This is a genomic window from Vibrio sp. 1-2 (7-a), assembly GCF_013048515.1.
Classification (GTDB): Bacteria; Pseudomonadota; Gammaproteobacteria; order Enterobacterales; family Vibrionaceae; genus Vibrio; species Vibrio diabolicus.
In genome coordinates this window covers 15,424-38,069 of sequence record NZ_VHSQ01000020.1, presented here as the reverse complement: position 1 = coordinate 38,069, position 22,646 = coordinate 15,424, and the positions used below count along the sequence as shown (strand labels likewise).

General features: G+C 45.3%; 17 protein-coding genes and 5 tRNA genes. 18 read left to right on the top strand and 4 right to left on the bottom strand.

Annotation, left to right across the window (positions count from 1 at the left end; genetic code table 11):
* The first annotated feature begins 1 nt into the window (after position 1).
* Positions 2-78, top strand: a tRNA-Asp gene (locus FKN08_RS23080).
* 496 nt (positions 79-574) lie between these two features.
* Here FKN08_RS23080 and pssA read toward each other — a convergent pair.
* Both pssA and FKN08_RS23070 read right to left on the bottom strand, forming a co-directional pair.
* On the bottom strand, positions 575-1,915 hold the full coding sequence (pssA, locus tag FKN08_RS23075; RefSeq protein ID WP_031780707.1) for a CDP-diacylglycerol--serine O-phosphatidyltransferase: 1,341 nt from the start codon (positions 1,913-1,915) through the stop codon (positions 575-577).
* A gap of 71 nt (positions 1,916-1,986) precedes the next feature.
* The gene (locus tag FKN08_RS23070) at positions 1,987-2,418 is read right to left on the bottom strand and encodes a GNAT family N-acetyltransferase (protein WP_170892935.1); all 432 of its coding nucleotides are present in this window, start codon (positions 2,416-2,418) and stop codon (positions 1,987-1,989) included.
* Between the two features lie 101 nt (positions 2,419-2,519).
* On the opposite strand from FKN08_RS23070, the gene murB reads away from it, so the two are divergent.
* On the top strand, positions 2,520-3,563 hold the full coding sequence (gene murB / locus FKN08_RS23065) for a UDP-N-acetylmuramate dehydrogenase (RefSeq protein ID WP_047010309.1): 1,044 nt from the start codon (positions 2,520-2,522) through the stop codon (positions 3,561-3,563).
* Positions 3,560-4,525: a bifunctional biotin--[acetyl-CoA-carboxylase] ligase/biotin operon repressor BirA gene (gene birA / locus FKN08_RS23060; RefSeq protein ID WP_170892934.1), complete on the top strand. Its 966-nt coding sequence runs from the start codon at positions 3,560-3,562 to the stop codon at positions 4,523-4,525. Before murB ends, birA begins: the two co-directional genes overlap by 4 nt.
* Positions 4,526-4,532: 7 nt before the next feature.
* On the opposite strand, the gene coaA is transcribed toward birA, so the two are convergent.
* A complete protein-coding gene (coaA, locus tag FKN08_RS23055) occupies positions 4,533-5,456 on the bottom strand; it encodes a type I pantothenate kinase (protein WP_005398335.1) in 924 nt (307 codons plus the stop codon).
* Positions 5,457-5,661: 205 nt separating this feature from the next.
* Between coaA and FKN08_RS23050 the strand changes: the two genes are divergently transcribed.
* The 13 genes from FKN08_RS23050 (at position 5,662) to rpoC (ending at position 19,653) form a co-directional block, all read left to right on the top strand.
* Positions 5,662-5,737 (top strand) — tRNA-Thr (locus FKN08_RS23050).
* Positions 5,738-5,773: 36 nt separating this feature from the next.
* Positions 5,774-5,858 (top strand) — tRNA-Tyr (locus FKN08_RS23045).
* 35 nt (positions 5,859-5,893) lie between these two features.
* Positions 5,894-5,968 (top strand) — tRNA-Gly (locus FKN08_RS23040).
* Between the two features lie 13 nt (positions 5,969-5,981).
* Positions 5,982-6,057, top strand: a tRNA-Thr gene (locus FKN08_RS23035).
* 101 nt (positions 6,058-6,158) lie between these two features.
* A complete protein-coding gene (gene tuf, locus FKN08_RS23030) occupies positions 6,159-7,343 on the top strand; it encodes an elongation factor Tu (RefSeq protein ID WP_012841309.1) in 1,185 nt (394 codons plus the stop codon).
* Positions 7,344-7,609: 266 nt separating this feature from the next.
* Positions 7,610-7,990, top strand: coding sequence for a preprotein translocase subunit SecE (gene secE / locus FKN08_RS23025; protein WP_005397258.1), 381 nt, complete (start codon positions 7,610-7,612; stop codon positions 7,988-7,990).
* 13 nt (positions 7,991-8,003) lie between these two features.
* Positions 8,004-8,552, top strand: a complete 549-nt coding sequence (nusG, locus tag FKN08_RS23020) for a transcription termination/antitermination protein NusG (protein ID WP_005384681.1) — start codon at positions 8,004-8,006, stop codon at positions 8,550-8,552.
* A 164-nt stretch (positions 8,553-8,716) separates the two neighbouring features.
* Positions 8,717-9,145 carry a 50S ribosomal protein L11 gene (gene rplK / locus FKN08_RS23015; protein WP_005384682.1) on the top strand — a complete coding sequence of 143 codons (429 nt, stop codon included), beginning with the start codon at positions 8,717-8,719 and terminating at the stop codon, positions 9,143-9,145.
* A gap of 4 nt (positions 9,146-9,149) precedes the next feature.
* The gene (gene rplA / locus FKN08_RS23010) at positions 9,150-9,851 is read left to right on the top strand and encodes a 50S ribosomal protein L1 (RefSeq protein ID WP_005384683.1); all 702 of its coding nucleotides are present in this window, start codon (positions 9,150-9,152) and stop codon (positions 9,849-9,851) included.
* A 293-nt stretch (positions 9,852-10,144) separates the two neighbouring features.
* Entirely contained in the window at positions 10,145-10,639 is a 495-nt protein-coding gene (gene rplJ / locus FKN08_RS23005) for a 50S ribosomal protein L10 (protein WP_005397270.1), read from the top strand.
* A 57-nt stretch (positions 10,640-10,696) separates the two neighbouring features.
* Positions 10,697-11,065, top strand: a complete 369-nt coding sequence (rplL, locus tag FKN08_RS23000; RefSeq protein WP_005397273.1) for a 50S ribosomal protein L7/L12 — start codon at positions 10,697-10,699, stop codon at positions 11,063-11,065.
* 252 nt (positions 11,066-11,317) lie between these two features.
* Positions 11,318-15,346 carry a DNA-directed RNA polymerase subunit beta gene (gene rpoB / locus FKN08_RS22995; RefSeq protein ID WP_005397275.1) on the top strand — a complete coding sequence of 1,343 codons (4,029 nt, stop codon included), beginning with the start codon at positions 11,318-11,320 and terminating at the stop codon, positions 15,344-15,346.
* A 104-nt stretch (positions 15,347-15,450) separates the two neighbouring features.
* Positions 15,451-19,653: a DNA-directed RNA polymerase subunit beta' gene (rpoC, locus tag FKN08_RS22990; protein WP_005397277.1), complete on the top strand. Its 4,203-nt coding sequence runs from the start codon at positions 15,451-15,453 to the stop codon at positions 19,651-19,653.
* A gap of 187 nt (positions 19,654-19,840) precedes the next feature.
* Here the strand turns inward: rpoC and FKN08_RS22985 are convergent, their stop codons facing one another.
* On the bottom strand, positions 19,841-20,332 hold the full coding sequence (locus FKN08_RS22985; RefSeq protein WP_031780615.1) for an Rsd/AlgQ family anti-sigma factor: 492 nt from the start codon (positions 20,330-20,332) through the stop codon (positions 19,841-19,843).
* A gap of 177 nt (positions 20,333-20,509) precedes the next feature.
* On the opposite strand from FKN08_RS22985, the gene nudC reads away from it, so the two are divergent.
* Together nudC and hemE are read left to right on the top strand one after the other, a co-directional pair.
* A complete protein-coding gene (gene nudC / locus FKN08_RS22980) occupies positions 20,510-21,307 on the top strand; it encodes an NAD(+) diphosphatase (protein WP_104969906.1) in 798 nt (265 codons plus the stop codon).
* A 247-nt stretch (positions 21,308-21,554) separates the two neighbouring features.
* Positions 21,555-22,622, top strand: coding sequence for a uroporphyrinogen decarboxylase (gene hemE / locus FKN08_RS22975; protein WP_048625623.1), 1,068 nt, complete (start codon positions 21,555-21,557; stop codon positions 22,620-22,622).
* Positions 22,623-22,646 lie beyond the last annotated feature (24 nt).

Here is a 22,646-nt window from a genome sequence, read left to right as displayed (position 1 = left end):
CGGAGTGGTAGTTCAGTTGGTTAGAATACCGGCCTGTCACGCCGGGGGTCGCGGGTTCGAGTCCCGTCCACTCCGCCACTTATATTAAGCCTCAGTCGAAAGACTGGGGCTTTTTTCGTTTTGGTTACCCGACTTCCCTTAATCCCATTTCCATATTGAAATTTTGCATCGAGAGATATACTCCTTTCTTTTTATGGTTTCTAGGCCCAGTCATGAACGAGTTGATGCGCAATTCTGTGTGGTTTCTGCTGAACAGGATCCCAGTCTCGAGCGCTAGTTTTTATCCCCTATGCTGACTCATTAAAGCTCCCCTTTATTACGTGTTAGAAAGATTATTCATTAGTGTAGTGTGGGAAAGAGTAAGAGCGGAAGGCTGAGTTATTAAGCACCTAGCCACTTACGCATGTATTGCCTTTCTAGATTCTAGGTTGTTGCGTTTGGGGTTACGTTGCGTCTCGCAAGCTTATTTACTGAAGTCTACTAATATAGAGGTCTAATAGAGTATTAAGCTGTTGGAGCTAGGAATAATAAAAAAGCCCAGCAGGAAAATGCTGAGCTTTGAAGTTAATTATGCTTACAGGATGCGTTTTAAAACCCCATCTGCTTTTAGGCGGGTTATTTTTCTTACTAACCGCTGCACCCCTATCGGATAATCTTCCACTTTTTCTAACTGTTTATAAGTACAGATAAGGTGGGTATGCTCAAGGATACGCGAAACCTCATCTTCGAACTTATCAGTGAGTTTCGCATAATTGTCTTGGATGAGAAGTCCATTTTCTAGATCAAGTGACCAAGCCCGAGGATTTAAGTTATTCCCCGTCAGTAGCATATAGCGTTTATCAACCCAAATGCCTTTGAGATGGAAGCTATTATTGTCATGCTTCCAGAGGTGAATTGACAGTTTACGCGCAGCGATATTCGCTTCATTTGCTTTCGCAAAGCGGCGTAGGTTTACTTCATACAGATATGGAAGTCCGCCAATGGTTTTAAAGTCTTCCTCAGGGGCAATATAAAAGTCGTTTGCTGTCTTGTCGCCCACAACAATAGTTACTTTCACACCGCGTTTCATAGCTCGCTTCACTTCACGATGCAGCGCTTTAGGGAAGTTAAAGTAAGGCGTACAGATAAAGATTTCGTTTTGGGCGGCCGCTAGTAACTTTACAATCTGTTGATTGAGTAGATTACGGCGTTTGCCTAGACCAACTAGCGGGGTGATTTTTACACTTTCTTCTGTTGCTGGTTGGTCTTCAAACTGATAATTAGCTTGAGCAAGTGAAGCTCTCAGTTGACGAATCGCCGACTTAATTTCTTTGGTTTCTGGCTTATCTTTTCCAGCAAGATCATTGACAGCTGGGTGAGCAATCATCTCTTCCTGAATGAATTGCACCATTGAATTAGCTAAAGACTCATGTCGAATCACATGGTAACGATCAAAGCGATAGCGTTCGTGATAGTGCAGATAAACGTTATTTAAGCTTGCCCCGCTGTAGATGACAGTATCATCGACAATAAAGCCTTTTAAATGCAGTACCCCAAAAACCTCTCTGCCACGCACAGGTATGCCATAGACAGGGATCGGGTGTTGGTACTTATTGGCATACGCTTTGTAAAGCGCAGAATTACCCTCAGATGTTTCCGCACCAATCAGGCCACGCTGCGCTCGATGCCAGTCGACACAGATATTGATGTCCAACCCAGGATTGCGCTGTTTCGCTTCATAAAGCGCAGTGAGAATTTCACGTCCAGCTTCATCATCTTCCAGATATAGAGCGACTAGGTAAATTCGCGACGTTGCTTTGCTGATTGCATCCAAAAGACGAGTCCTGAATGATTCTGCTGAATACAGAACATCAAAGTCTTCCGGATTGACAGCGAGACTTGGCAACTGTTCGAATGGATTCCTACTTACTATCATATCGGTATGAGTACCTTAGTTTAGTGCAATATTGCGAACCTGCCATTTTATCAAAGATATGATTTGCCTGGCTACAAAAGCGCGCGTTTTGATGTCGTTGAAGAGATGAATTGCATTGGAATGAGATCTTTACCGCTATCTACATAGCGTTGAAATGCCATTTTTAACGGGTGTGGTAGCTCAGAGCAATCAATGGTTTTGAATCCATGCTTGGAATAATAGGATTCGAGATGTGTAAACGCGAAGCAATAATCGCCATCAGTGAAAACATTGTTTTTACAATTAGTTAGTAGTTCTTTTCCAATGCCAGTTCCCCTAAGTGTTGGAATGACCAGCATTCCCGTCAGCAATCGAGATCTATCTACGGTTTTTAAGCGTAGTAACGCAACGATTTCACCTTTATGGCTCGCAGTAATGATCAGTTCATCCTTTTTTGCTCGACCCGAAGGGTAATGCGCTTTGTACAACCTCTTAATGAGAGGGAGCTTGATAGGATTTAACACTTCTATGATTAATGAGTCAGGTATTGTCACTGCGGTTAAAAGATAACTAATGTAGAATGTCGACAGTTTAAGAGAATCTTATCTGACGTTGCAAACCTACTATGCAAATTAAAACAAATGCAAGCCTTAAGGCTTACCATACTTTTGGGATTGAACAGTCGTGTTCCTATTTAGCGACCATCGAGTCGCTCGAGGAGGTTACCCAACTATTTCAAGACCCGAGATTCACCCATTTACCGAAACTTTTTTTAGGTAAAGGAAGTAATGTTCTTTTCACTGAGCATTTTGACGGGTTAGTGATCGTTAATCGAATCATGGGTAAAAATGTGACGGAAACGGATGACCAATACCTATTGCATATTGCAGGTGGTGAAGACTGGCCTGAATTGGTTTCCTGGTGTGTGAGTCAGGGAATTGGTGGGTTAGAAAACCTAGCCCTGATCCCTGGCTGTGCAGGCTCGGCTCCTATTCAAAACATTGGAGCCTATGGGCTAGAGCTAAAAGACATTTGTGACTACGTGGATGTTCTTGATCTAACTACGTTTGAAAATAGAAGAATGAGCGCCAGAGACTGTGAATTTGGCTACCGAGACTCCATTTTTAAACACGCTTTGCATGAAAAGTGCTTTATTACCGCACTAGGGCTTAAGCTGGCTAAACAATGGCAGCCGATTAATCAATATGGTCCTTTAAAAGATATTCCGGAAGAACAACTTAGCCCAGCAACAATCTTCGAGCGAGTTTGCCAAGTGCGAACGGAGAAACTGCCGGATCCAGTCAAGGTAGGTAACGCAGGGAGTTTCTTTAAAAACCCAGTGATCACTCAAGATCATTATGATCGGCTCATGAAGCAACATACTAATATCGTGGCCTATCCAACTCCTGGCGGAATGAAAGTCGCGGCTGGTTGGCTGATTGATCAGTGCGGATTAAAGGGGAAGTCTGTGCATGGTGCACAGGTCAACCCTATGCAAGCCTTGGTTTTGACCAACATGGACAACTGCAGTGCCGATGATGTTGTCGCACTTGCTTCCCTAGTGAAGCAGGCAGTGTGGGATAAATACCAAATAGAACTTGAGCATGAAGTGCGATTTCTGAACCGCACCGGGGAAACCAACCTGGCTCAGATCGAGGCGTTAAGATGAGAAAAGATCACTCTACGAAACTTCATATCTTAAAGTCATTAAGTAACGGCGAGTTTCATTCTGGAGAGGCGCTGGGCGAAGCCCTGAATGTATCCAGAGCGGCAATAGCTAAGCATATTAAAGGTCTTAGTGAGTGGGGCATTGATATTTATCGAGTGCAAGGGCGCGGTTACCAGTTGGCATCACCATTGCAGTTGCTAGATGAAGCTTTCCTTACTGCTAGTGCGGATTCACTTGTTGAGCTTGTTCCTGTGATTAACTCAACCAACCAGTATTTGCTTGATAGAGTTGCAGAGTCAGAAAAGGGCCGTGTTTGTATAGCTGAGTATCAAGCACAAGGACGTGGTCGCCGCGGTAGACAATGGATCTCTCCATTTGGCTCTAACTTATACCTATCCATGTACTGGCGATTAGATGCGGGAATGGCCGCGGCAATGGGCTTAAGCCTTGTTATTGGTATTGCCGCAGTGGAAGCACTAGAAGAAATGGGCATACAAGGCGTTAAACTCAAGTGGCCAAATGACCTGTATTATCAAGATAAAAAACTGGCAGGAATCTTAGTGGAGATGTCAGGGCAGGCCGGTGGTGCTGCTCATCTTGTGATTGGGATGGGGCTCAATATTGGAATGCCTGATGAGCAACCTGAGATTGATCAACCATGGACAACATTGAATCAGGTAAACGAGAGTCTCGTGATCGATAGAAATGTCCTAGCGACGACGCTTATCAAGCATTGGAATTCCGCACTTATCGAGTATGAACTGAAAGGACTTACCAGCTTTGTCGAACGTTGGAATCGATTAGATAACTTTCTCAATCGTCAAGTCAAGCTGCTCATCGGACCTAGAGAGGTGCACGGCGTCGTACGCGGCATTGATCATCAAGGCGGGATATTACTCGAAACCTCGCAAGGGCCAGAGACTTACATTGGTGGTGAAATCTCGTTGCGTAAAAGCGATTGACGTTCAATTACTTTCGCAAAGATACCTTATCAACCAAGTGGTTGACGCCTTTGTGTAGAATCAAATGGGCTCTTTCTCGGGTTGGAAGAATATTCAGCTCCAAGTTGAGCCCATTAATATCATGCCAAATTTGTTTCGCTTTTTGCTTTGCTTCATCGACTGACAGTTGCGTGTAGTGACTAAAATAAGAACCGGGTTTAGTAAAAGCCCCTTGGCGAAACTTTAAAAATCGTTCCACATACCACTGTTCAATTGTCTCTGTTTCAGCATCGACATAGATCGAAAAATCCAAAAAATCAGAGACAAAGACGCGATGTGGATCATGCGGATAATCCATTCCACTTTGTAGAACGTTTAAACCTTCAATGATAAGAACATCCGGTCTATCCACTTTTCTTAGTTCATCAGTAATGTCATACGTGATGTGAGAATAGATGGGTACTTCAAGATCGGGTTTTCCCGCCTTTACGTCAGACATGAACTCGACTAAACGCTTGATATCATAGGACTCAGGAAACCCTTTACGATGCATGATACCGCGTTCTTCTAGTACCTTTTTCGGATATAGAAAGCCATCTGTAGTGACCAAGGACACTTTGGGATGATTCTCCCAACGAGAAAGCAATGCGGTCAGAATACGAGCTGTCGTACTTTTGCCTACAGCGACACTGCCGGCGATACCAATCACAAAAGGAGGGGCATGTTCTTCCGTATTCAAGAATTGTTGTAATACAGAGTTGCGGCTTTGACGCGCTTGGACATACAGATTCAAAAGACGAGACAAAGGAAGGTAGATTTCTACCGCTTCCTCCATGGTTAGGTTTTCATTAATGCCCTGAAGCGCAGTCAAGTCGTCTTCAGAAAGTGTCATCGGTACAGAGTTTCTTAACTCGGCCCAATTTGCACGGTCAAATGACAAAAATGGACTCATGGGGCTCTTTTATCCTTGGTTTAGTAGAAGCAAGAACATACATCAAGCGAACTTCAAAGCAAACGACAAAGGTCGAAGTTTACTTTAAAAAAGCCAAGTTTGTACGAATTTGCAGCAAACGAATCTAAAAAATCGAATTTTATGATTTTTTTTAAAATTACTATTGCAACCTCGAAAATCATTCAATAGAATGCGCACCACTTATGCCGACTTAGCTCAGTAGGTAGAGCAACTGACTTGTAATCAGTAGGTCACCAGTTCGATTCCGGTAGTCGGCACCATTCTTTCCTTTAGTAGTCTGAATGGCTTGAAAATTTGGAGGGGTTCCCGAGTGGCCAAAGGGAGCAGACTGTAAATCTGCCGGCACTGCCTTCGATGGTTCGAATCCGTCCCCCTCCACCATATTCTTTAGGAAATAGCTCTCAGAGTTACGTGTTGCGGGCATCGTATAATGGCTATTACCTCAGCCTTCCAAGCTGATGATGCGGGTTCGATTCCCGCTGCCCGCTCCACTCTAATTTGAGTGCTGATATAGCTCAGGTGGTAGAGCGCATCCTTGGTAAGGATGAGGTCGGCAGTTCGAGTCTGCCTATCAGCACCAGCTCTCAAGTTTATTTCCTTTTGATATTAGATTTACCAATTATCTTTTTTGGTTGCGTGGTCAATTTGGGCCACCTAAATCCGTACCTAGAGGGACCACTCATGTCTAAAGAAAAATTTGAACGTACGAAACCGCACGTTAACGTTGGTACTATCGGCCACGTTGACCACGGTAAAACAACTCTAACTGCAGCTATCTGTACTACTCTTGCTAAAGTTTACGGCGGTGTAGCTAAAGACTTCGCATCTATCGATAACGCTCCAGAAGAGCGTGAGCGCGGTATCACAATCGCAACTTCTCACGTTGAGTACGACACTCCAACTCGCCACTACGCACACGTTGACTGTCCAGGACACGCGGACTACGTTAAAAACATGATCACTGGTGCTGCACAGATGGACGGTGGTATCCTAGTTGTTGCTGCGACAGATGGCCCAATGCCACAAACTCGTGAGCACATCCTACTAGGCCGTCAGGTTGGTATCCCATACATCATCGTATTCATGAACAAATGTGACATGGTTGACGATGAAGAGCTACTAGAACTAGTAGAAATGGAAGTTCGCGAACTTCTATCTGAATACGATTTCCCAGGTGATGACCTACCAGTTATCCAAGGTTCTGCACTAGGCGCACTAAACGGCGAAGAGCAGTGGGAAGCGAAAATCGTTGAACTAGCTGAAGCTCTAGATACTTACATCCCTGAGCCAGAGCGTGCGGTAGATCAGCCATTCCTAATGCCTATCGAAGACGTATTCTCAATCCAAGGTCGTGGTACAGTAGTAACTGGTCGTATCGAGCGTGGTATTCTAACTGTAGGTGACGAAGTTGCTATCGTAGGTATCAAGGAAACAACTACTACAACATGTACTGGTGTAGAGATGTTCCGTAAGCTTCTAGACGAAGGCCGTGCAGGTGAGAACGTTGGTGCACTTCTACGTGGTACTAAGCGTGACGAAGTTGAACGTGGTCAAGTACTAGCTAAGCCTGGTTCAATCACTCCACACACTAAGTTCGAATCAGAAGTATACGTACTGTCTAAAGATGAAGGTGGTCGTCACACTCCATTCTTCAAAGGCTACCGTCCACAGTTCTACTTCCGTACAACTGACGTAACTGGTGACATCCAGCTACCAGAAGGCGTAGAAATGGTAATGCCAGGTGACAACGTACAGATGACTGTTGAGCTAATCGCACCAATCGCAATGGACGAAGGTCTACGTTTCGCGATCCGTGAAGGTGGCCGTACAGTAGGTGCTGGTGTTGTTGCTAAGATCTTCGACTAATTCATAGCGAATTAGCGATGCTTTCGGAAAATCTTGAATTAGATTTGACGAACCAGTAGCAAAAAGGGCATCATTTGATGCCCTTTTTCTGCACTCAACATTATTTTTGCTGTTTTCTTGTTCAGAAGTGGGTTGGGCGCAGAGCAAGATTAAGCAAAGATGCTTAATCTTAAGAAGAGTACGCTGATTTTTTCAGCGATATGGAGTTTGCCCTGCAACAGCGGGGTTGTTGTCGTCTATATTAAGACTTGTAACAGGTTGGTTTTATGAAAGCAAATAATGCTGAAACTCCTGATAGCTCAAACGCAGCAGATACGTTTAAGTGGTTAGCCGCTTTCGTATTGGCAGCTGCCGCTGTTGTGGGTAATTACCTGTATGGTGAAATGTCTGTAGTGGTTCGTGCTGCAGGCGTTGTTGTTCTTATTGCAGCTGCCTTAGGCGTTGCAGCAACAACGACTAAAGGTAAAGCAGCGATCAGTTTTGCAAAAGAATCGCGTATGGAAGTACGTAAAGTTGTTTGGCCTACTCGCCAAGAAACCATGCAAACAACACTGATCGTTTTAGCTGTAAGTATTGTAATGGCTCTAGTGCTATGGGGTATTGACGGAATTATGGTTCGTCTAGTAGCTCTAGCAACTGGGGTATAGAGGGTTTTTATTCATGAGTGAAGCTCCAAAAAAACGCTGGTATGTGGTTCAAGCCTTCTCTGGATTTGAAGGTCGTGTAGCTCAATCTCTGCGCGAGCATATCAAAATGCACGGCATGGAAGAGCTATTCGGTGAAGTACTGGTTCCTACTGAAGAAGTAGTGGAAATGCGCGCGGGTCAGCGTCGCAAATCTGAGCGTAAGTTCTTCCCAGGTTACGTCCTTGTTCAGATGATTATGAACGATGAATCATGGCACCTAGTACGCAGTGTGCCGCGTGTCATGGGCTTCATTGGTGGTACCTCAGACCGTCCGGCACCTATCACGGATAAAGAGGCTGACGCGATTCTTAATCGTCTTGAGAAAGCGAGTGAAGCGCCTCGTCCACGTACAATGTACGAAGCGGGTGAAGTGGTACGTGTTAACGAAGGTCCATTTGCTGACTTCAACGGTACTGTTGAAGAAGTGGATTACGAGAAGAGCCGCCTGAAAGTGTCTGTCTCGATCTTTGGTCGTGCGACACCAGTTGAGCTTGAATTTGGTCAGGTTGAAAAGCTGGACTAAGACTCTTCGTTAAAGAGTATAAAAAATCACCTTTTTAGGGTTGTATAAGGCGCGGATTATGACTATAATTTCGCGCCTTTTTACTTCAAGTGAAGTAAAAAGTTTCTTACACAAACGGGGAGCTGATCCGCGATTAGCGTTTGTACCCAAACTTAGGAATTATCATGGCTAAGAAAGTTGAAGCTTACATCAAGCTACAAGTTGCTGCTGGTATGGCTAACCCTAGTCCACCAGTAGGTCCTGCACTAGGTCAACACGGTGTGAACATCATGGAATTCTGTAAAGCGTTCAACGCAAAAACAGAATCTATTGAGAAAGGTCTACCAACTCCAGTAGTTATCACAGTATACAGTGACCGTTCTTTCACGTTCGTAACTAAGACTCCACCTGCTGCAGTTCTTCTTAAGAAAGCTGCTGGCGTTAAGTCTGGTTCAGGTCGTCCAAACACTGAAAAAGTTGGTACTGTAACTGACGCTCAAATCCAAGAAATCGCAGAAACTAAAGCTGCTGATATGACTGGTGCTGACATCGAAGCGATGAAGCGTTCTATCGCTGGTACTGCTCGTTCAATGGGCCTAGTGGTAGAGGGTTAATAAGATGGCAAAACTAACTAAGCGCATGCGCGTAATCCGCGAAAAAGTTGACGTAACTAAAGAATACGAAATCAACGAAGCTGTTGCTCTTCTTCAAGAACTAGCGACTGCGAAATTCGTTGAGTCTGTAGACGTTGCTGTTAACCTAGGCATTGATGCTCGTAAATCTGACCAGAACGTACGTGGTGCAACTGTACTACCTCACGGTACTGGCCGCGAAATCCGCGTTGCAGTGTTCACTCAAGGTGCTAACGCTGAAGCAGCTAAAGAAGCTGGCGCAGACATCGTAGGTATGGAAGATCTTGCTGAGCAAGTTAAGAAAGGCGAAATGAACTTTGACGTAGTTGTTGCTTCTCCAGATGCAATGCGCGTTGTAGGTCAACTAGGTACTATCCTAGGTCCTCGCGGTCTTATGCCAAACCCTAAAGTTGGTACTGTAACTCCTAACGTTGCTGAAGCAGTTAAAAACGCTAAAGCTGGTCAGGTTCGTTACCGTAACGACAAAAACGGCATCATCCACACTACTATCGGTAAAGCAAACTTCTCTGCTGAGCAGATCAAAGAGAACCTAGAAGCACTTCTAGTTGCTCTGAAGAAAGCTAAGCCATCTTCAGCGAAAGGTACTTTCCTGAAGAAAGTAAGCATCTCTACTACTATGGGTGCTGGTGTTGCTGTTGATCAGGCTAGCCTGAACACTCAAGCATAATTTATTTGCTTAGGCGCAAAATTAGTGTATAATTTTGCGCCTAATATTTGTGGTTGGGGCTGAACTTTGGTTCTTTGAACTGTCTCCTAGTTCGAAATGAATTAAGACCCAGTCTCCGTCCAAGACCGTAGGTGTTTGTGTAAAAGCAAACTTAATTATCCTACGTAGATGGTGCCCGAACTGACAGAAAGCTCTATGTAATATAGTTAACTTTCTTCTGGGGAAGCACCTCAATAGCTCTCACTGTCGTGATGATAGTGAGTGGTGTAACGACAACCAGGAGTAAATCCAAGATGGCTTTAAACCTTCAAGACAAAAAAGCAATTGTTGCTGAAGTCAACGAAGCTGCCAGTGGTGCACTTTCTGCAGTTGTAGCTGATTCTCGTGGCGTTCAAGTTGGCGCGATGACTTCTCTACGTAAACAAGCTCGTGAAGCTGGCGTTTACATGAGAGTTGTTCGTAACACTCTTGCTCGTCGTGCGGTTGAAGGTACTGAGTACGAGTGTCTAACTGACACTTTCACTGGTCCTACACTAATCGCATTCTCTAATGAGCACCCAGGTGCTGCAGCGCGTCTTTTCAAAGACTTCGCTAAAGAGAACAAAGATTTCGAGATCAAAGCTGCTGCTTATGAAGGCGCTTTAACTGACGCTGAAGTACTAGCAACACTACCAACTTACGACGAAGCAATTGCACGCCTAATGATGTGCATGAAAGAAGCTTCGGCTGGCAAGCTGGCGCGTACTATCGCAGCTATCCGCGATCAAAAACAAGAAGCAGCGGCATAAGCCTTGCTTTTTACTGGTTGCTTAATAAACTTATTGTTGACTTAAAAGAGAATTGTTATGTCTATTACTAACGAGCAAATCCTAGACGCAGTTGCAGAAATGTCTGTAATGCAAGTTGTTGAACTAATCGAAGCAATGGAAGAGAAATTCGGTGTTTCTGCTGCTGCTGCTGTTGTAGCTGGCGGCGCTGCTGGCGGCGAAGCTGCTGCTGAGCAAACTGAATTCGACGTAATCCTAGAAGCTGCTGGCGGTAACAAAGTTGCTGTAATCAAAGCAGTACGTGGCGCAACTGGCCTAGGTCTTAAAGAAGCTAAAGCTCTTGTAGACGGCGCTCCAGCACCTCTTAAAGAAGGTGTTGAGAAAGCAGAAGCTGAAGCTCTTAAAGCTCAGCTAGAAGAAGCTGGTGCAACTGTTGCTGTTAAGTAATTATTGCATAGTTTCTTAGCCTAACGGCTAATTGGCTGGTGGTTTTTTAACCACCGGCCTTTTTGCGCTGTAGGGTATAGGCGAATTTTCCCGCTGTTTAAGCGCCTGATATCCATGCAAAAAACATTTCATTCTTACGAAATGAAATGTCACTACAGTAAACAGCTATATTAGTCACTGTCCCTTACCCCCCTTAAGTAACTAGGAGCGGGCGGACAGTTTGGGTCACTTATCAGCGAGCTGAGGAACCCCATGGTTTACTCTTATACCGAGAAAAAGCGCATCCGTAAGGACTTTGGTACTCGTCCACAAGTTTTGGACATTCCATACCTGCTATCGATCCAGCTCGATTCGTTCGACAAATTCATCGAACAGGATCCTGAAGGTCAATACGGTCTTGAAGCCGCTTTCCGTTCTGTATTCCCGATTCAGAGCTACAACGGCAATTCTGAGCTGCAATACGTTAGCTACCGTCTTGGTGAGCCAGTTTTTGACGTTAAAGAATGTCAAATCCGCGGTGTAACTTACTCAAAGCCACTACGTGTAAAACTACGCCTAGTTATCTTTGATAAAGACGCGCCAGCAGGTACTGTAAAAGACATTAAAGAACAAGAAGTCTACATGGGTGAAATTCCACTCATGACAGACAATGGTACCTTCGTTATTAACGGTACCGAGAGGGTTATCGTATCCCAGCTGCACCGAAGCCCAGGCGTGTTCTTCGACAGCGATAAGGGTAAGACCCACTCTTCAGGTAAAGTTTTATACAACGCACGTGTTATTCCTTACCGTGGTTCATGGCTTGATTTCGAGTTTGATCCTAAGGATAACTTGTACGTTCGTATCGACCGCCGTCGTAAGCTACCAGCATCGATCATCCTTCGTGCACTAGGTAAGTCGACAGAAGAAATCCTAGATCTCTTCTTCGAGAAAGTGAACTTCGAAGTGAAAGACCAAACTCTATTGATGGAGTTGGTTCCAGATCGTCTACGTGGTGAAACTGCGTCGTTCGACATCGAAGCGAATGGTAAAGTTTACGTTGAGCAAGGTCGTCGCGTAACAGCTCGTCATATCCGCCAACTAGAAAAAGATGGTGTTGATCACATCGAAGTACCAGTTGAGTACATCGTAGGTAAAGTTGCATCAAAAGATTACATCAATGAAGCAACTGGCGAGATCATTGTTAACGCTAACCAGGAAATCAGCCTGGAAGCACTAGCGAACCTATCTCAGGCTGGCCACAAAGCGCTAGAAGTTCTATTCACGAACGATCTAGACCACGGTCCATTCATGTCAGAAACACTACGTATCGACAGCACGGTTGATCGTATTTCTGCATTGGTAGAAATCTACCGCATGATGCGCCCTGGTGAGCCGCCAACAAAAGAAGCTGCAGAAGCTCTATTCGAAAGCCTATTCTTCTCTGAAGAGCGTTACGATCTATCGACTGTTGGTCGTATGAAGTTCAACAGCTCTATCGGCCGTGAAGATGCTCAAGAGCAAGGCACACTTGATGAAACTGATATCATCGAAGTGATGAAGAAGCTGATCGCGATCCGTAACGGTAAGGGCGAAGTGGACGATATCGACCACCTAGGCAACCGTCGTATCCGTTCTGTAGGCGAAATGGCTGAGAACCAGTTCCGTGTAGGTCTAGTACGTGTTGAGCGTGCAGTTAAAGAGCGTCTAAGCCTAGGCGATCTTGACGCAATCATGCCTCAAGACTTGATCAACGCGAAGCCAATTTCTGCGGCAGTTAAAGAATTCTTTGGCTCTTCACAGCTTTCACAGTTCATGGACCAAAACAACCCGCTATCAGAAGTAACGCACAAGCGTCGTATTTCTGCATTGGGTCCTGGCGGTCTAACTCGTGAACGTGCTGGCTTCGAAGTACGTGACGTACACGTAACTCACTACGGTCGTCTATGTCCTATCGAAACCCCTGAAGGTCCAAACATCGGTCTGATCAACTCTCTATCTGCGTTTGCACGTTGTAACGAGTACGGTTTCCTAGAGACACCATACCGTCGCGTTGTAGATGGTGTTGTAACAGACGAAGTAGATTACCTATCTGCAATCGAAGAAGGCCAATTTGTTATCGCTCAGGCGAACGCTAAGCTAAACGAAGATGGTACTTTTGCAGATGAGCTGATCACAGCTCGTCAGAAAGGTGAATCTGGTCTACACCCTCGTGAGCACGCTCAGTACATGGACGTTGCGACAAACCAGGTTGTATCTATCGCTGCATCGCTTATCCCGTTCCTAGAACACGATGATGCGAACCGTGCATTGATGGGTGCGAACATGCAACGTCAGGCAGTTCCGACACTGAAAGCGGACAAACCGCTTGTTGGTACTGGTATTGAACGTAACGTAGCCGTTGACTCAGGTGTAACTGCAGTTGCTAAACGTGGTGGTGTAATCCAGTCAGTAGATGCTTCTCGTATCGTTGTTAAAGTTAACGAAGAAGAGCTAGTACCAGGTGAAGCTGGTATCGACATCTACAACCTGACTAAATACACACGTTCTAACCAGAACACATGTATTAACCAGCGCCCATGTGTGATGCCAGGTGAGCCTGTATCACGCGGTGACGTGCTTGCTGATGGTCCTTCAACAGACCTTGGTGAACTAGCGCTTGGTCAAAACATGCGTATCGCGTTCATGCCTTGGAACGGTTACAACTTCGAAGACTCGATCTTAGTATCTGAGCGCGTAGTTCAAGAAGACCGCTTCACGACAATCCACATTCAAGAACTGACTTGTGTGGCGCGTGATACTAAGCTGGGCTCTGAAGAGATCACCGCTGATATTCCAAACGTAGGTGAATCTGCTCTGTCTAAACTAGACGAGTCAGGTATCGTTTACATCGGTGCTGAAGTTAAGGGTGGCGACATCCTAGTTGGTAAAGTAACACCTAAAGGTGAAACTCAGCTAACGCCTGAAGAGAAGCTACTACGTGCAATCTTCGGTGAAAAAGCATCTGACGTTAAAGATACTTCACTACGTGTACCTAACTCTGTATCAGGTACGATCATCGACGTTCAAGTCTTCACTCGCGATGGCGTAGAGAAAGACAAGCGTGCGCTTGAAATCGAACAGATGCAGCTTAAAGAAGCGAAGAAAGACCTAACTGAAGAATTCCAGATTCTTGAGGGTGGCCTTCTAAACCGTGTTAAAGCTGTATTGATTGAAGGCGGTTACTCTGAAGCGAAACTAGACACTACTGATCGTAAGAAGTGGCTAGAACTAACGCTAGAAGATGACGCACTACAAACTCAACTTGAGCAACTTGCTGAGCAGTGGGACGAGCTAAAAGCTGACTTCGATAAGAAGTTCGAAACTAAGCGTCGTAAGATTACTCAAGGTGATGATTTAGCACCTGGCGTACTGAAGATCGTTAAGGTTTACCTAGCGGTTAAACGTCGCATTCAGCCTGGTGATAAGATGGCGGGTCGTCACGGTAACAAGGGTGTAATCTCTAAGATCAACCCTGTTGAAGACATGCCATACGATGAAAAAGGTCAGCCTGTAGACATCGTACTTAACCCACTGGGTGTACCTTCGCGTATGAACATCGGTCAGATCCTAGAAGTACACTTAGGTCTGGCAGCGAAAGGTATCGGTGACAAGATCAACCAGATGGTTAAAGAGCAGCAAGAACTAGCGAAATTCCGCGAGTTCCTACAAAAAGTTTACGACCTAGGCGACACTCGCCAGAAAGTAGATATTGCTTCTCTGTCTGATGATGAAGTACGTACTCTGATCAAGAACTTGCGTGGCGGTCTACCAATCGCGACTCCTGTATTTGATGGCGCTCCAGAAGAGTCAATCAAAGCACTTCTTGAGCTAGCAGATCTACCAACATCAGGTCAGCTAACGCTATTTGATGGTCGTACAGGTGATGCGTTTGAGCGTCCTGTAACTGTTGGTTACATGTACATGCTGAAACTGAACCACCTTGTTGATGACAAGATGCACGCTCGTTCAACTGGTTCGTACAGCCTAGTAACTCAGCAGCCACTAGGTGGTAAAGCTCAGTTCGGTGGTCAGCGTTTCGGTGAGATGGAAGTATGGGCACTAGAAGCATACGGTGCTGCTTACACGCTACAAGAAATGCTAACGGTTAAGTCGGATGACGTTAACGGCCGTACTAAGATGTACAAAAACATCGTAGACGGTAACCACAGCATGGAACCTGGCATGCCAGAATCGTTCAACGTACTGTTGAAAGAGATCCGCTCGCTAGGTATCAACATCGAGCTAGAAGACGAAGAGTAATCCTTTTCTCTCTTGATGAAAGTCGAGAGAATCAAAGCGATTATTTGGAAGAAGGTGCTCACTTTAGCGAGTGAGCTCCTTTTAACTCCTTACAGGAGCTGATTGTGAAAGACTTATTAAACTTTCTAAAAGCACAGCATAAGACCGAAGAATTTGATGCAATCAAAATCGGTCTATCTTCACCAGACATGATCCGTTCATGGTCTTTTGGTGAAGTTAAAAAACCTGAAACGATCAACTATCGTACGTTCAAACCTGAACGCGATGGTCTGTTCTGTGCGCGTATCTTTGGTCCAGTTAAAGACTACGAATGTCTTTGTGGTAAGTACAAGCGCCTGAAGCACCGTGGTGTTATCTGTGAGAAGTGTGGTGTAGAAGTTACACAAACTAAAGTTCGTCGTGACCGTATGGGCCACATTGAACTTGCTTCACCAGTAGCTCACATCTGGTTCCTAAAATCGCTACCGTCTCGTATCGGTCTACTGATGGATATCCCTCTACGTGATATCGAACGTGTTCTTTACTTCGAAATGTACGTAGTAACAGAGCCTGGTATGACTGATCTAGAAAAAGGTCAGATGCTTACTGAAGAAGAGTATCTAGATCGTCTAGAAGAGTGGGGCGACGAGTTCACTGCTAAGATGGGTGCGGAAGCTATCAAGGACCTACTAGGTTCTATGGATATGCACGCTGAAGCAGAACAAATGCGTGAAGAGTTAGAGACAACAAACTCTGAAACTAAGCGTAAGAAAGTAACTAAGCGTCTTAAGCTGGTAGAAGCGTTCATCGCATCGGGTAACAACCCAGAGTGGATGATCCTAACAGTACTTCCAGTACTTCCGCCAGATCTACGTCCTCTAGTACCTCTAGATGGCGGTCGCTTTGCGACTTCTGATCTTAACGATCTATACCGTCGTGTGATCAACCGTAACAACCGTTTGAAGCGTCTTCTAGAGCTAGCTGCTCCGGACATCATCGTACGTAACGAAAAACGTATGCTGCAAGAGTCTGTTGATGCGCTACTAGATAACGGTCGTCGTGGTCGTGCGATCACAGGTTCTAACAAGCGTCCTCTGAAATCTCTTGCTGATATGATCAAGGGTAAACAAGGTCGTTTCCGTCAGAACCTTCTAGGTAAACGTGTAGACTACTCTGGCCGTTCTGTAATCACAGTAGGTCCATACCTTCGTCTACACCAGTGTGGTCTTCCTAAGAAGATGGCACTTGAGCTATTCAAACCATTTATCTACAGCAAGCTAGAGACTCGTGGTCTTGCGACTACAATCAAAGCTGCTAAGAAGATGGTAGAGCGTGAAGAAGCGGTCGTTTGGGATATCCTAGACGAAGTAATCCGTGAACACCCAGTACTATTGAACCGTGCACCTACACTTCACCGTCTAGGTATCCAGGCGTTCGAACCAGTACTGATCGAAGGTAAAGCGATTCAGCTACACCCACTTGTTTGTGCGGCGTACAACGCGGACTTCGATGGTGACCAAATGGCGGTTCACGTACCTCTAACTCTAGAGGCACAGCTTGAAGCTCGTACTCTGATGATGTCGACAAACAACATTCTGTCGCCAGCGTCAGGTGATCCGATCATCGTACCTTCTCAGGACGTTGTATTGGGTCTGTACTACATGACTCGTGAAAAGATCAACGTGAAAGGTGAAGGTATGTACCTTTCTGGCCCAGAAGAGGCTGAGAAAGCATACCGCACTAAACAAGCTGAGCTTCACGCACGCGTTAAAGTACGTATTACAGAAACTGTTGTAGACGAAGACGGCAACAGCACTACAGAAACCAAGATGGTAGACACCACTGTTGGTCGTGCAATGCTATGGCAAATCGTGCCAGCTGGTCTACCGTACAGCATCGTTAACCAAAAGCTAGGTAAGAAGCAAATCTCTAACCTACTTAACGAGGCGTACCGTAAACTAGGTCTGAAAGACACAGTAATCTTCGCTGACCAAATCATGTACACCGGTTTCGCGTACGCGGCACTTTCTGGTGTATCTGTTGGTATCGACGATATGGTTGTACCAGCAGCTAAGTACACTGAAATCGCAGAAGCGGAAGAAGAAGTACGTGAAATCCAGGAACAGTACCAATCAGGTCTTGTTACTGCGGGCGAACGCTACAACAAAGTTATCGATATCTGGGCATCGACCAACGACCGTGTTGCGAAAGCAATGATGGAAAACCTTTCATCTGAAACGGTAGTTAACCGTGACGGTGAAGAGGAACAGCAAGAGTCATTCAACAGCATCTACATGATGGCGGACTCGGGCGCTCGTGGTTCTGCAGCACAGATTCGTCAGCTTGCGGGTATGCGTGGTCTGATGGCGCGTCCAGATGGTTCAATCATCGAAACGCCGATCACAGCGAACTTTAAAGAAGGTCTAAACGTACTTCAGTACTTTATCTCAACGCACGGTGCTCGTAAGGGTCTTGCGGATACGGCACTGAAAACAGCGAACTCGGGTTACCTAACTCGTCGTCTGGTAGACGTTGCTCAAGATGTAGTTGTAACTGAACATGACTGTGGCACTCACGAGGGTGTTGACATGATGCCTCACATCGAGGGTGGTGATGTTAAAGTTGCACTTTCTGAGCTTGCTCTTGGTCGTGTTGTTGCTGAAGACGTACTAAAACCTGGCACTGAAGACGTTCTTATTCCACGTAACACCCTGATCGATGAGAAGTGGTGTCAAATCATGGAAGAGAACTCAGTAGACAGCATGAAAGTCCGCTCTGTAGTAACGTGTGATTCTGACTTCGGTTGTTGTGCACAGTGTTACGGTCGTGACCTAGCACGTGGCCACCTAGTGAACCAAGGTGAAGCAGTAGGTGTTATCGCTGCTCAGTCTATCGGTGAACCAGGTACACAGCTTACCATGCGTACGTTCCACATCGGTGGTGCGGCATCGACAGCAGCGGCAGAGAACAGTGTTCAAGTTAAGAACAACGGTTCTATCAAGCTACACAACGCTAAATCTGTACTAGCAGATGACGGTAAGATCGTTATCACTTCTCGTGCGACAGAGCTAACTATTATTGATGAGTTTGGTCGTACGAAAGAGAAACACAAACTGCCTTACGGTACGCTACTAAGCAAAGGCGATGGCGATACAGTTCAAGCTGGCGAAACAGTTGCAAACTGGGAAGCGCACACACTACCTATCATTACTGAGGTAGCAGGTCGCATCCAGTTCGTAGACATGATCGACGGCGTAACAGTATCTCGTCAAACCGATGACCTAACAGGTCTATCTTCAAGCGAAGTAACTGACCCAGCAGCTCGCCCTTCAGCAGGTAAAGATATGCGTCCAGCTATCAAACTTGTTGATGAGCAAGGTAACGATGTAATGATCCCTGGTACTGATATGCCAGCTCACTACTTCCTACCTGGTAAAGCGATTGTGAACATCGAAGATGGCGCAGCAGTAGGTGTTGGTGCGACACTAGCACGTATTCCTCAGAAGTCTGGCGGTAACAAAGATATCACCGGTGGTCTTCCACGAGTTGCTGACCTATTTGAAGCACGTAAGCCGAAAGAGCCTGCAATCCTTGCTGAGCACACAGGTACTGTGAGCTTCGGTAAAGAGACCAAAGGTAAGCGTCGCCTAGTGATCACACGTGAAAGCGGTGAAGCTTACGAAGAGATGATTCCTAAGCATCGTCAGTTGAACGTATTCGAAGGTGAAAAAGTTGAACGTGGTGACGTGATCGCAGATGGTCCAGAGTCTCCACACGACATCCTACGTCTACGTGGCGTACACGCGGTAACGCAGTACATTGCTAACGAAGTACAGGAAGTTTACCGTCTACAAGGCGTTAAGATTAACGATAAGCACATTGAAACTATCGTTCGTCAGATGCTACGTAAGTGTACTATTACTCACTCTGGTGACTCTGAGTTCCTACCTGGTGAGCAGATTGAGTACTCACAAGTTAAGATTGCTAACCGTAACCTAGAAGCTGAAGGCAAAGAGCCTGCACGTTTCGAGCGTGAACTACTAGGTATCACTAAAGCATCTCTAGCGACTGAGTCGTTCATCTCTGCGGCATCGTTCCAGGAGACAACTCGCGTACTAACAGAAGCAGCGGTTTCTGGTAAGCGTGATGACCTACGTGGTCTGAAAGAGAACGTAATTGTTGGTCGTCTGATCCCAGCTGGTACTGGCTTCGCATACCACCAAGAGCGTCAAGCTAAACGTTCTGAAGCGCAAGATGGTCCTTCTGCTGAGCAAGCAACGGACAACCTAGCGGCACTTCTAAACGCTGGTTTCTCTTCTGAAGAGTAAGCCATTTAACGAGTAATCGTTAGAAGCTTAAGAAAAAAGGCACCTTCGGGTGCCTTTTTAGTTTTTATCCTGCCTTTTTCTTCGAGAGGGTTCTTAGAGAAGGTAATAGTAATAAAGCTAGAAACAAAAAAGACCGACGATGATCGTCAGTCTTTTCTATCCTTCAGTCTCTGAATGTTTGCAAACACTAAGCCCCTGGGGGCATAGACAGGCTTTCTGCGATCTGCTGTATCAGATAGTCCTCGACTTCAAATCGAGTCTCAAGAATTTCGCCAATGAGACACATATCAGAATCGAAATCATCTAATTCATCATCTTCAGTAACTTCTGAGTACTTATCGTTAAAGTTCAATAGTGGTTCAGTTGTCAGGACTATTTGACCATAAGTTTGATTGATTTCATTGGTCACGACAAAGCCAGTCGCTTTCCAGCGATCCATAACCATGTCATAGATTTTAAAATGGCCCTCGGAGATGTAATCAACGAGATGCTGACAGAAATCCTGCAATTCGGAAGGAGATGGGAGTTCAATAACATTGGTTTTCGAACAAGGTTGCAGTGCTGCAAGCTTACAATATTCAACAATCAGGGATTGTCTTGTCTCTAACCAGTGATCAATGACATCACTTGAGCCACCCCACTGATCTTGTGTTTGTTTGAATTTTTTTAGCATGACCATGCCCTCATGATCTGATCGCCTGTTGGCGAACGTATCCTTTGCAAAGCAAAGTTAGTAAAGTTATTACAAACTCTTGTCCTTACTAGAATTTAGAGTGCAAATTTACTTAACGACAAACTCTAGTATGAAATTAGATTGCCAGTAAAATGAACGAACTTCAAGCAAAGGGATGGTGTAATGTTAAGAAAAGGTGATGTTAACCGCGCGATAAATGCATACTGGTGTGTTGTTGCAGGAAGTGAAATTTGGCTGGTGGATGGTGCTGTGCCTTTCGGGTCTGCAGAGCAGTTATCACTGCCTGAAGTGAGTGCAAGGACCATTGGTGAGTATTCAGGTTCGCCCGTCATGTGGCTTAATTTGTCTGATCTGGAGCATGATCTACCATTAGTCTCACTACGCGACTGCCTGCATTTTCCTGAGCCATTATTTATGTTGTTAAGTAAAGCGGTCCAGTATGGGCACATGACGCAAAGTCTGCGTTTTTGCCCACAGTGCGGTGGAAGAAACTTTCTTAATAATAACCAGTTAGCTATGCAGTGTGGCGAATGCCGTACTCTCCATTATCCTCGAATATTTCCATGTATTATCGTTGCTGTGCGTAAAGAGAATCAGATCTTATTGGCTCAACATCCAAGGCATCGAAATGGTATGTATACCGTTATTGCCGGCTTCTTAGAAGTTGGTGAGACATTAGAAGAGTGTGTGGCTCGAGAAATTCATGAAGAAACAGGAATTCTCGTTAAAAATATTCGTTACTTTGGCAGCCAGCCTTGGGCTTTCCCATCGAGTATGATGATGGGGTTTTTAGCTGACTATGAATCGGGAGAGTTAATTCCAGACTACACTGAGCTGTCTGATGCACAATGGTTTGGTATTGACGAGATGCCGCCTGTTGCGCCTAAAGGAACGATTGCAAGAGCGCTTATCGAACAAACGCTACAAGATATTGATTCTAATTATCTGATAAATAGATAAAAAAAACCCTCCGAGAGGGAGGGGGTAAGTAAGATGTCGTTATGAGATGCTGAGTACTGGGTACTCAGTTTATAATTGTAGTTTTCGCTAGCGAACAAATTTTTAACACTGATACCGATTGGGTGCAAATTAAGCATTGATTTAAAAGTTAATAACTTGATCCAGGTTGCAAAGCACACAGCTATTGGACTTAAATCAGTGATAGAATACCCCCTTTCACAGAAAGCCTAACAGTTGGAATTACGGAATGACTGAATTAAAAAATGATCGTTATCTGCGTGCGCTTTTAAAAGAGCCGGTAGATTACACGCCAGTATGGATGATGCGCCAGGCAGGTCGTTACCTACCAGAATACAAAGCGACTCGTGCAGAAGCGGGTGATTTCATGTCTTTGTGTCGAAATGCAGAATTAGCATCCGAAGTGACACTTCAACCATTACGCCGTTTTCCTCTTGATGCCGCGATCTTATTCTCGGACATCTTAACGATTCCAGATGCAATGGGGCTTGGTTTACGTTTTGCTGCGGGCGAAGGACCTGTTTTTGATAACCCAATTACATGCAAAGCTGACGTGGAAAAAATTGGTTTGCCAGATCCAGAAGGTGAACTGCAATATGTAATGAACGCAGTACGTCAGATCCGTAAAGACCTTAAGGGTGAAGTGCCGTTAATTGGCTTCTCTGGTAGCCCGTGGACTCTTGCTACGTACATGATCGAAGGTGGCAGTTCTAAAGCCTTCACCAAGATCAAGAAAATGATGTACGCGGAACCACAAACTCTGCACTTACTTCTAGATAAGCTGGCAGACAGCGTTATCGAGTACCTAAACGCGCAAATTAAAGCAGGCGCGCAGTCGGTAATGGTATTTGACACATGGGGTGGCGTACTGACGCCTCGTGACTACAACCTGTTCTCACTGCAATACATGCACAAGATTGTAGATGGTCTGATTCGTGAAAACGATGGTCGTCGCGTGCCAGTCACACTGTTTACTAAGAATGGCGGTATGTGGCTTGAGCAAATCGCAGCAACGGGCTGTGATGCGGTTGGTCTAGACTGGACAATCAACATTGCAGACGCGAAAGCACGTATCGGTGATAAAGTGGCGCTGCAAGGTAACATGGACCCATCCATGCTTTACGCTTCACCAGAGCGCATCCGCGAAGAAGTATCGGATATCCTAGAAGGCTTTGGTGATACGGGTACTGGTCATGTGTTCAACCTAGGCCATGGTATCCACTTGGATGTACCGCCAGAAAACGCGGGCGTGTTTGTGGAAGCGGTACACGAGTTATCTAAGCCATACCACAAGTAAGTTAGATTTTTTGCAATCAAATGC

Bases quoted from the DNA above. Each gene is read 5' to 3' on its own strand.
- pssA (WP_031780707.1), bottom strand. From the start codon at position 1,915: ATGATAGTAAGTAGGAATCCATTCGAACAGTTGCCAAGTCTCGCTGTC.
- murB (WP_047010309.1), top strand. From the start codon at position 2,520: ATGCAAATTAAAACAAATGCAAGCCTTAAGGCTTACCATACTTTTGGG.
- birA (WP_170892934.1), top strand. From the start codon at position 3,560: ATGAGAAAAGATCACTCTACGAAACTTCATATCTTAAAGTCATTAAGT.
- coaA (WP_005398335.1), bottom strand. From the start codon at position 5,456: ATGAGTCCATTTTTGTCATTTGACCGTGCAAATTGGGCCGAGTTAAGA.
- tuf (WP_012841309.1), top strand. From the start codon at position 6,159: ATGTCTAAAGAAAAATTTGAACGTACGAAACCGCACGTTAACGTTGGT.
- secE (WP_005397258.1), top strand. From the start codon at position 7,610: ATGAAAGCAAATAATGCTGAAACTCCTGATAGCTCAAACGCAGCAGAT.
- nusG (WP_005384681.1), top strand. From the start codon at position 8,004: ATGAGTGAAGCTCCAAAAAAACGCTGGTATGTGGTTCAAGCCTTCTCT.
- rplK (WP_005384682.1), top strand. From the start codon at position 8,717: ATGGCTAAGAAAGTTGAAGCTTACATCAAGCTACAAGTTGCTGCTGGT.
- rplA (WP_005384683.1), top strand. From the start codon at position 9,150: ATGGCAAAACTAACTAAGCGCATGCGCGTAATCCGCGAAAAAGTTGAC.
- rplJ (WP_005397270.1), top strand. From the start codon at position 10,145: ATGGCTTTAAACCTTCAAGACAAAAAAGCAATTGTTGCTGAAGTCAAC.
- rplL (WP_005397273.1), top strand. From the start codon at position 10,697: ATGTCTATTACTAACGAGCAAATCCTAGACGCAGTTGCAGAAATGTCT.
- rpoB (WP_005397275.1), top strand. From the start codon at position 11,318: ATGGTTTACTCTTATACCGAGAAAAAGCGCATCCGTAAGGACTTTGGT.
- FKN08_RS22985 (WP_031780615.1), bottom strand. From the start codon at position 20,332: ATGGTCATGCTAAAAAAATTCAAACAAACACAAGATCAGTGGGGTGGC.
- nudC (WP_104969906.1), top strand. From the start codon at position 20,510: ATGTTAAGAAAAGGTGATGTTAACCGCGCGATAAATGCATACTGGTGT.
- hemE (WP_048625623.1), top strand. From the start codon at position 21,555: ATGACTGAATTAAAAAATGATCGTTATCTGCGTGCGCTTTTAAAAGAG.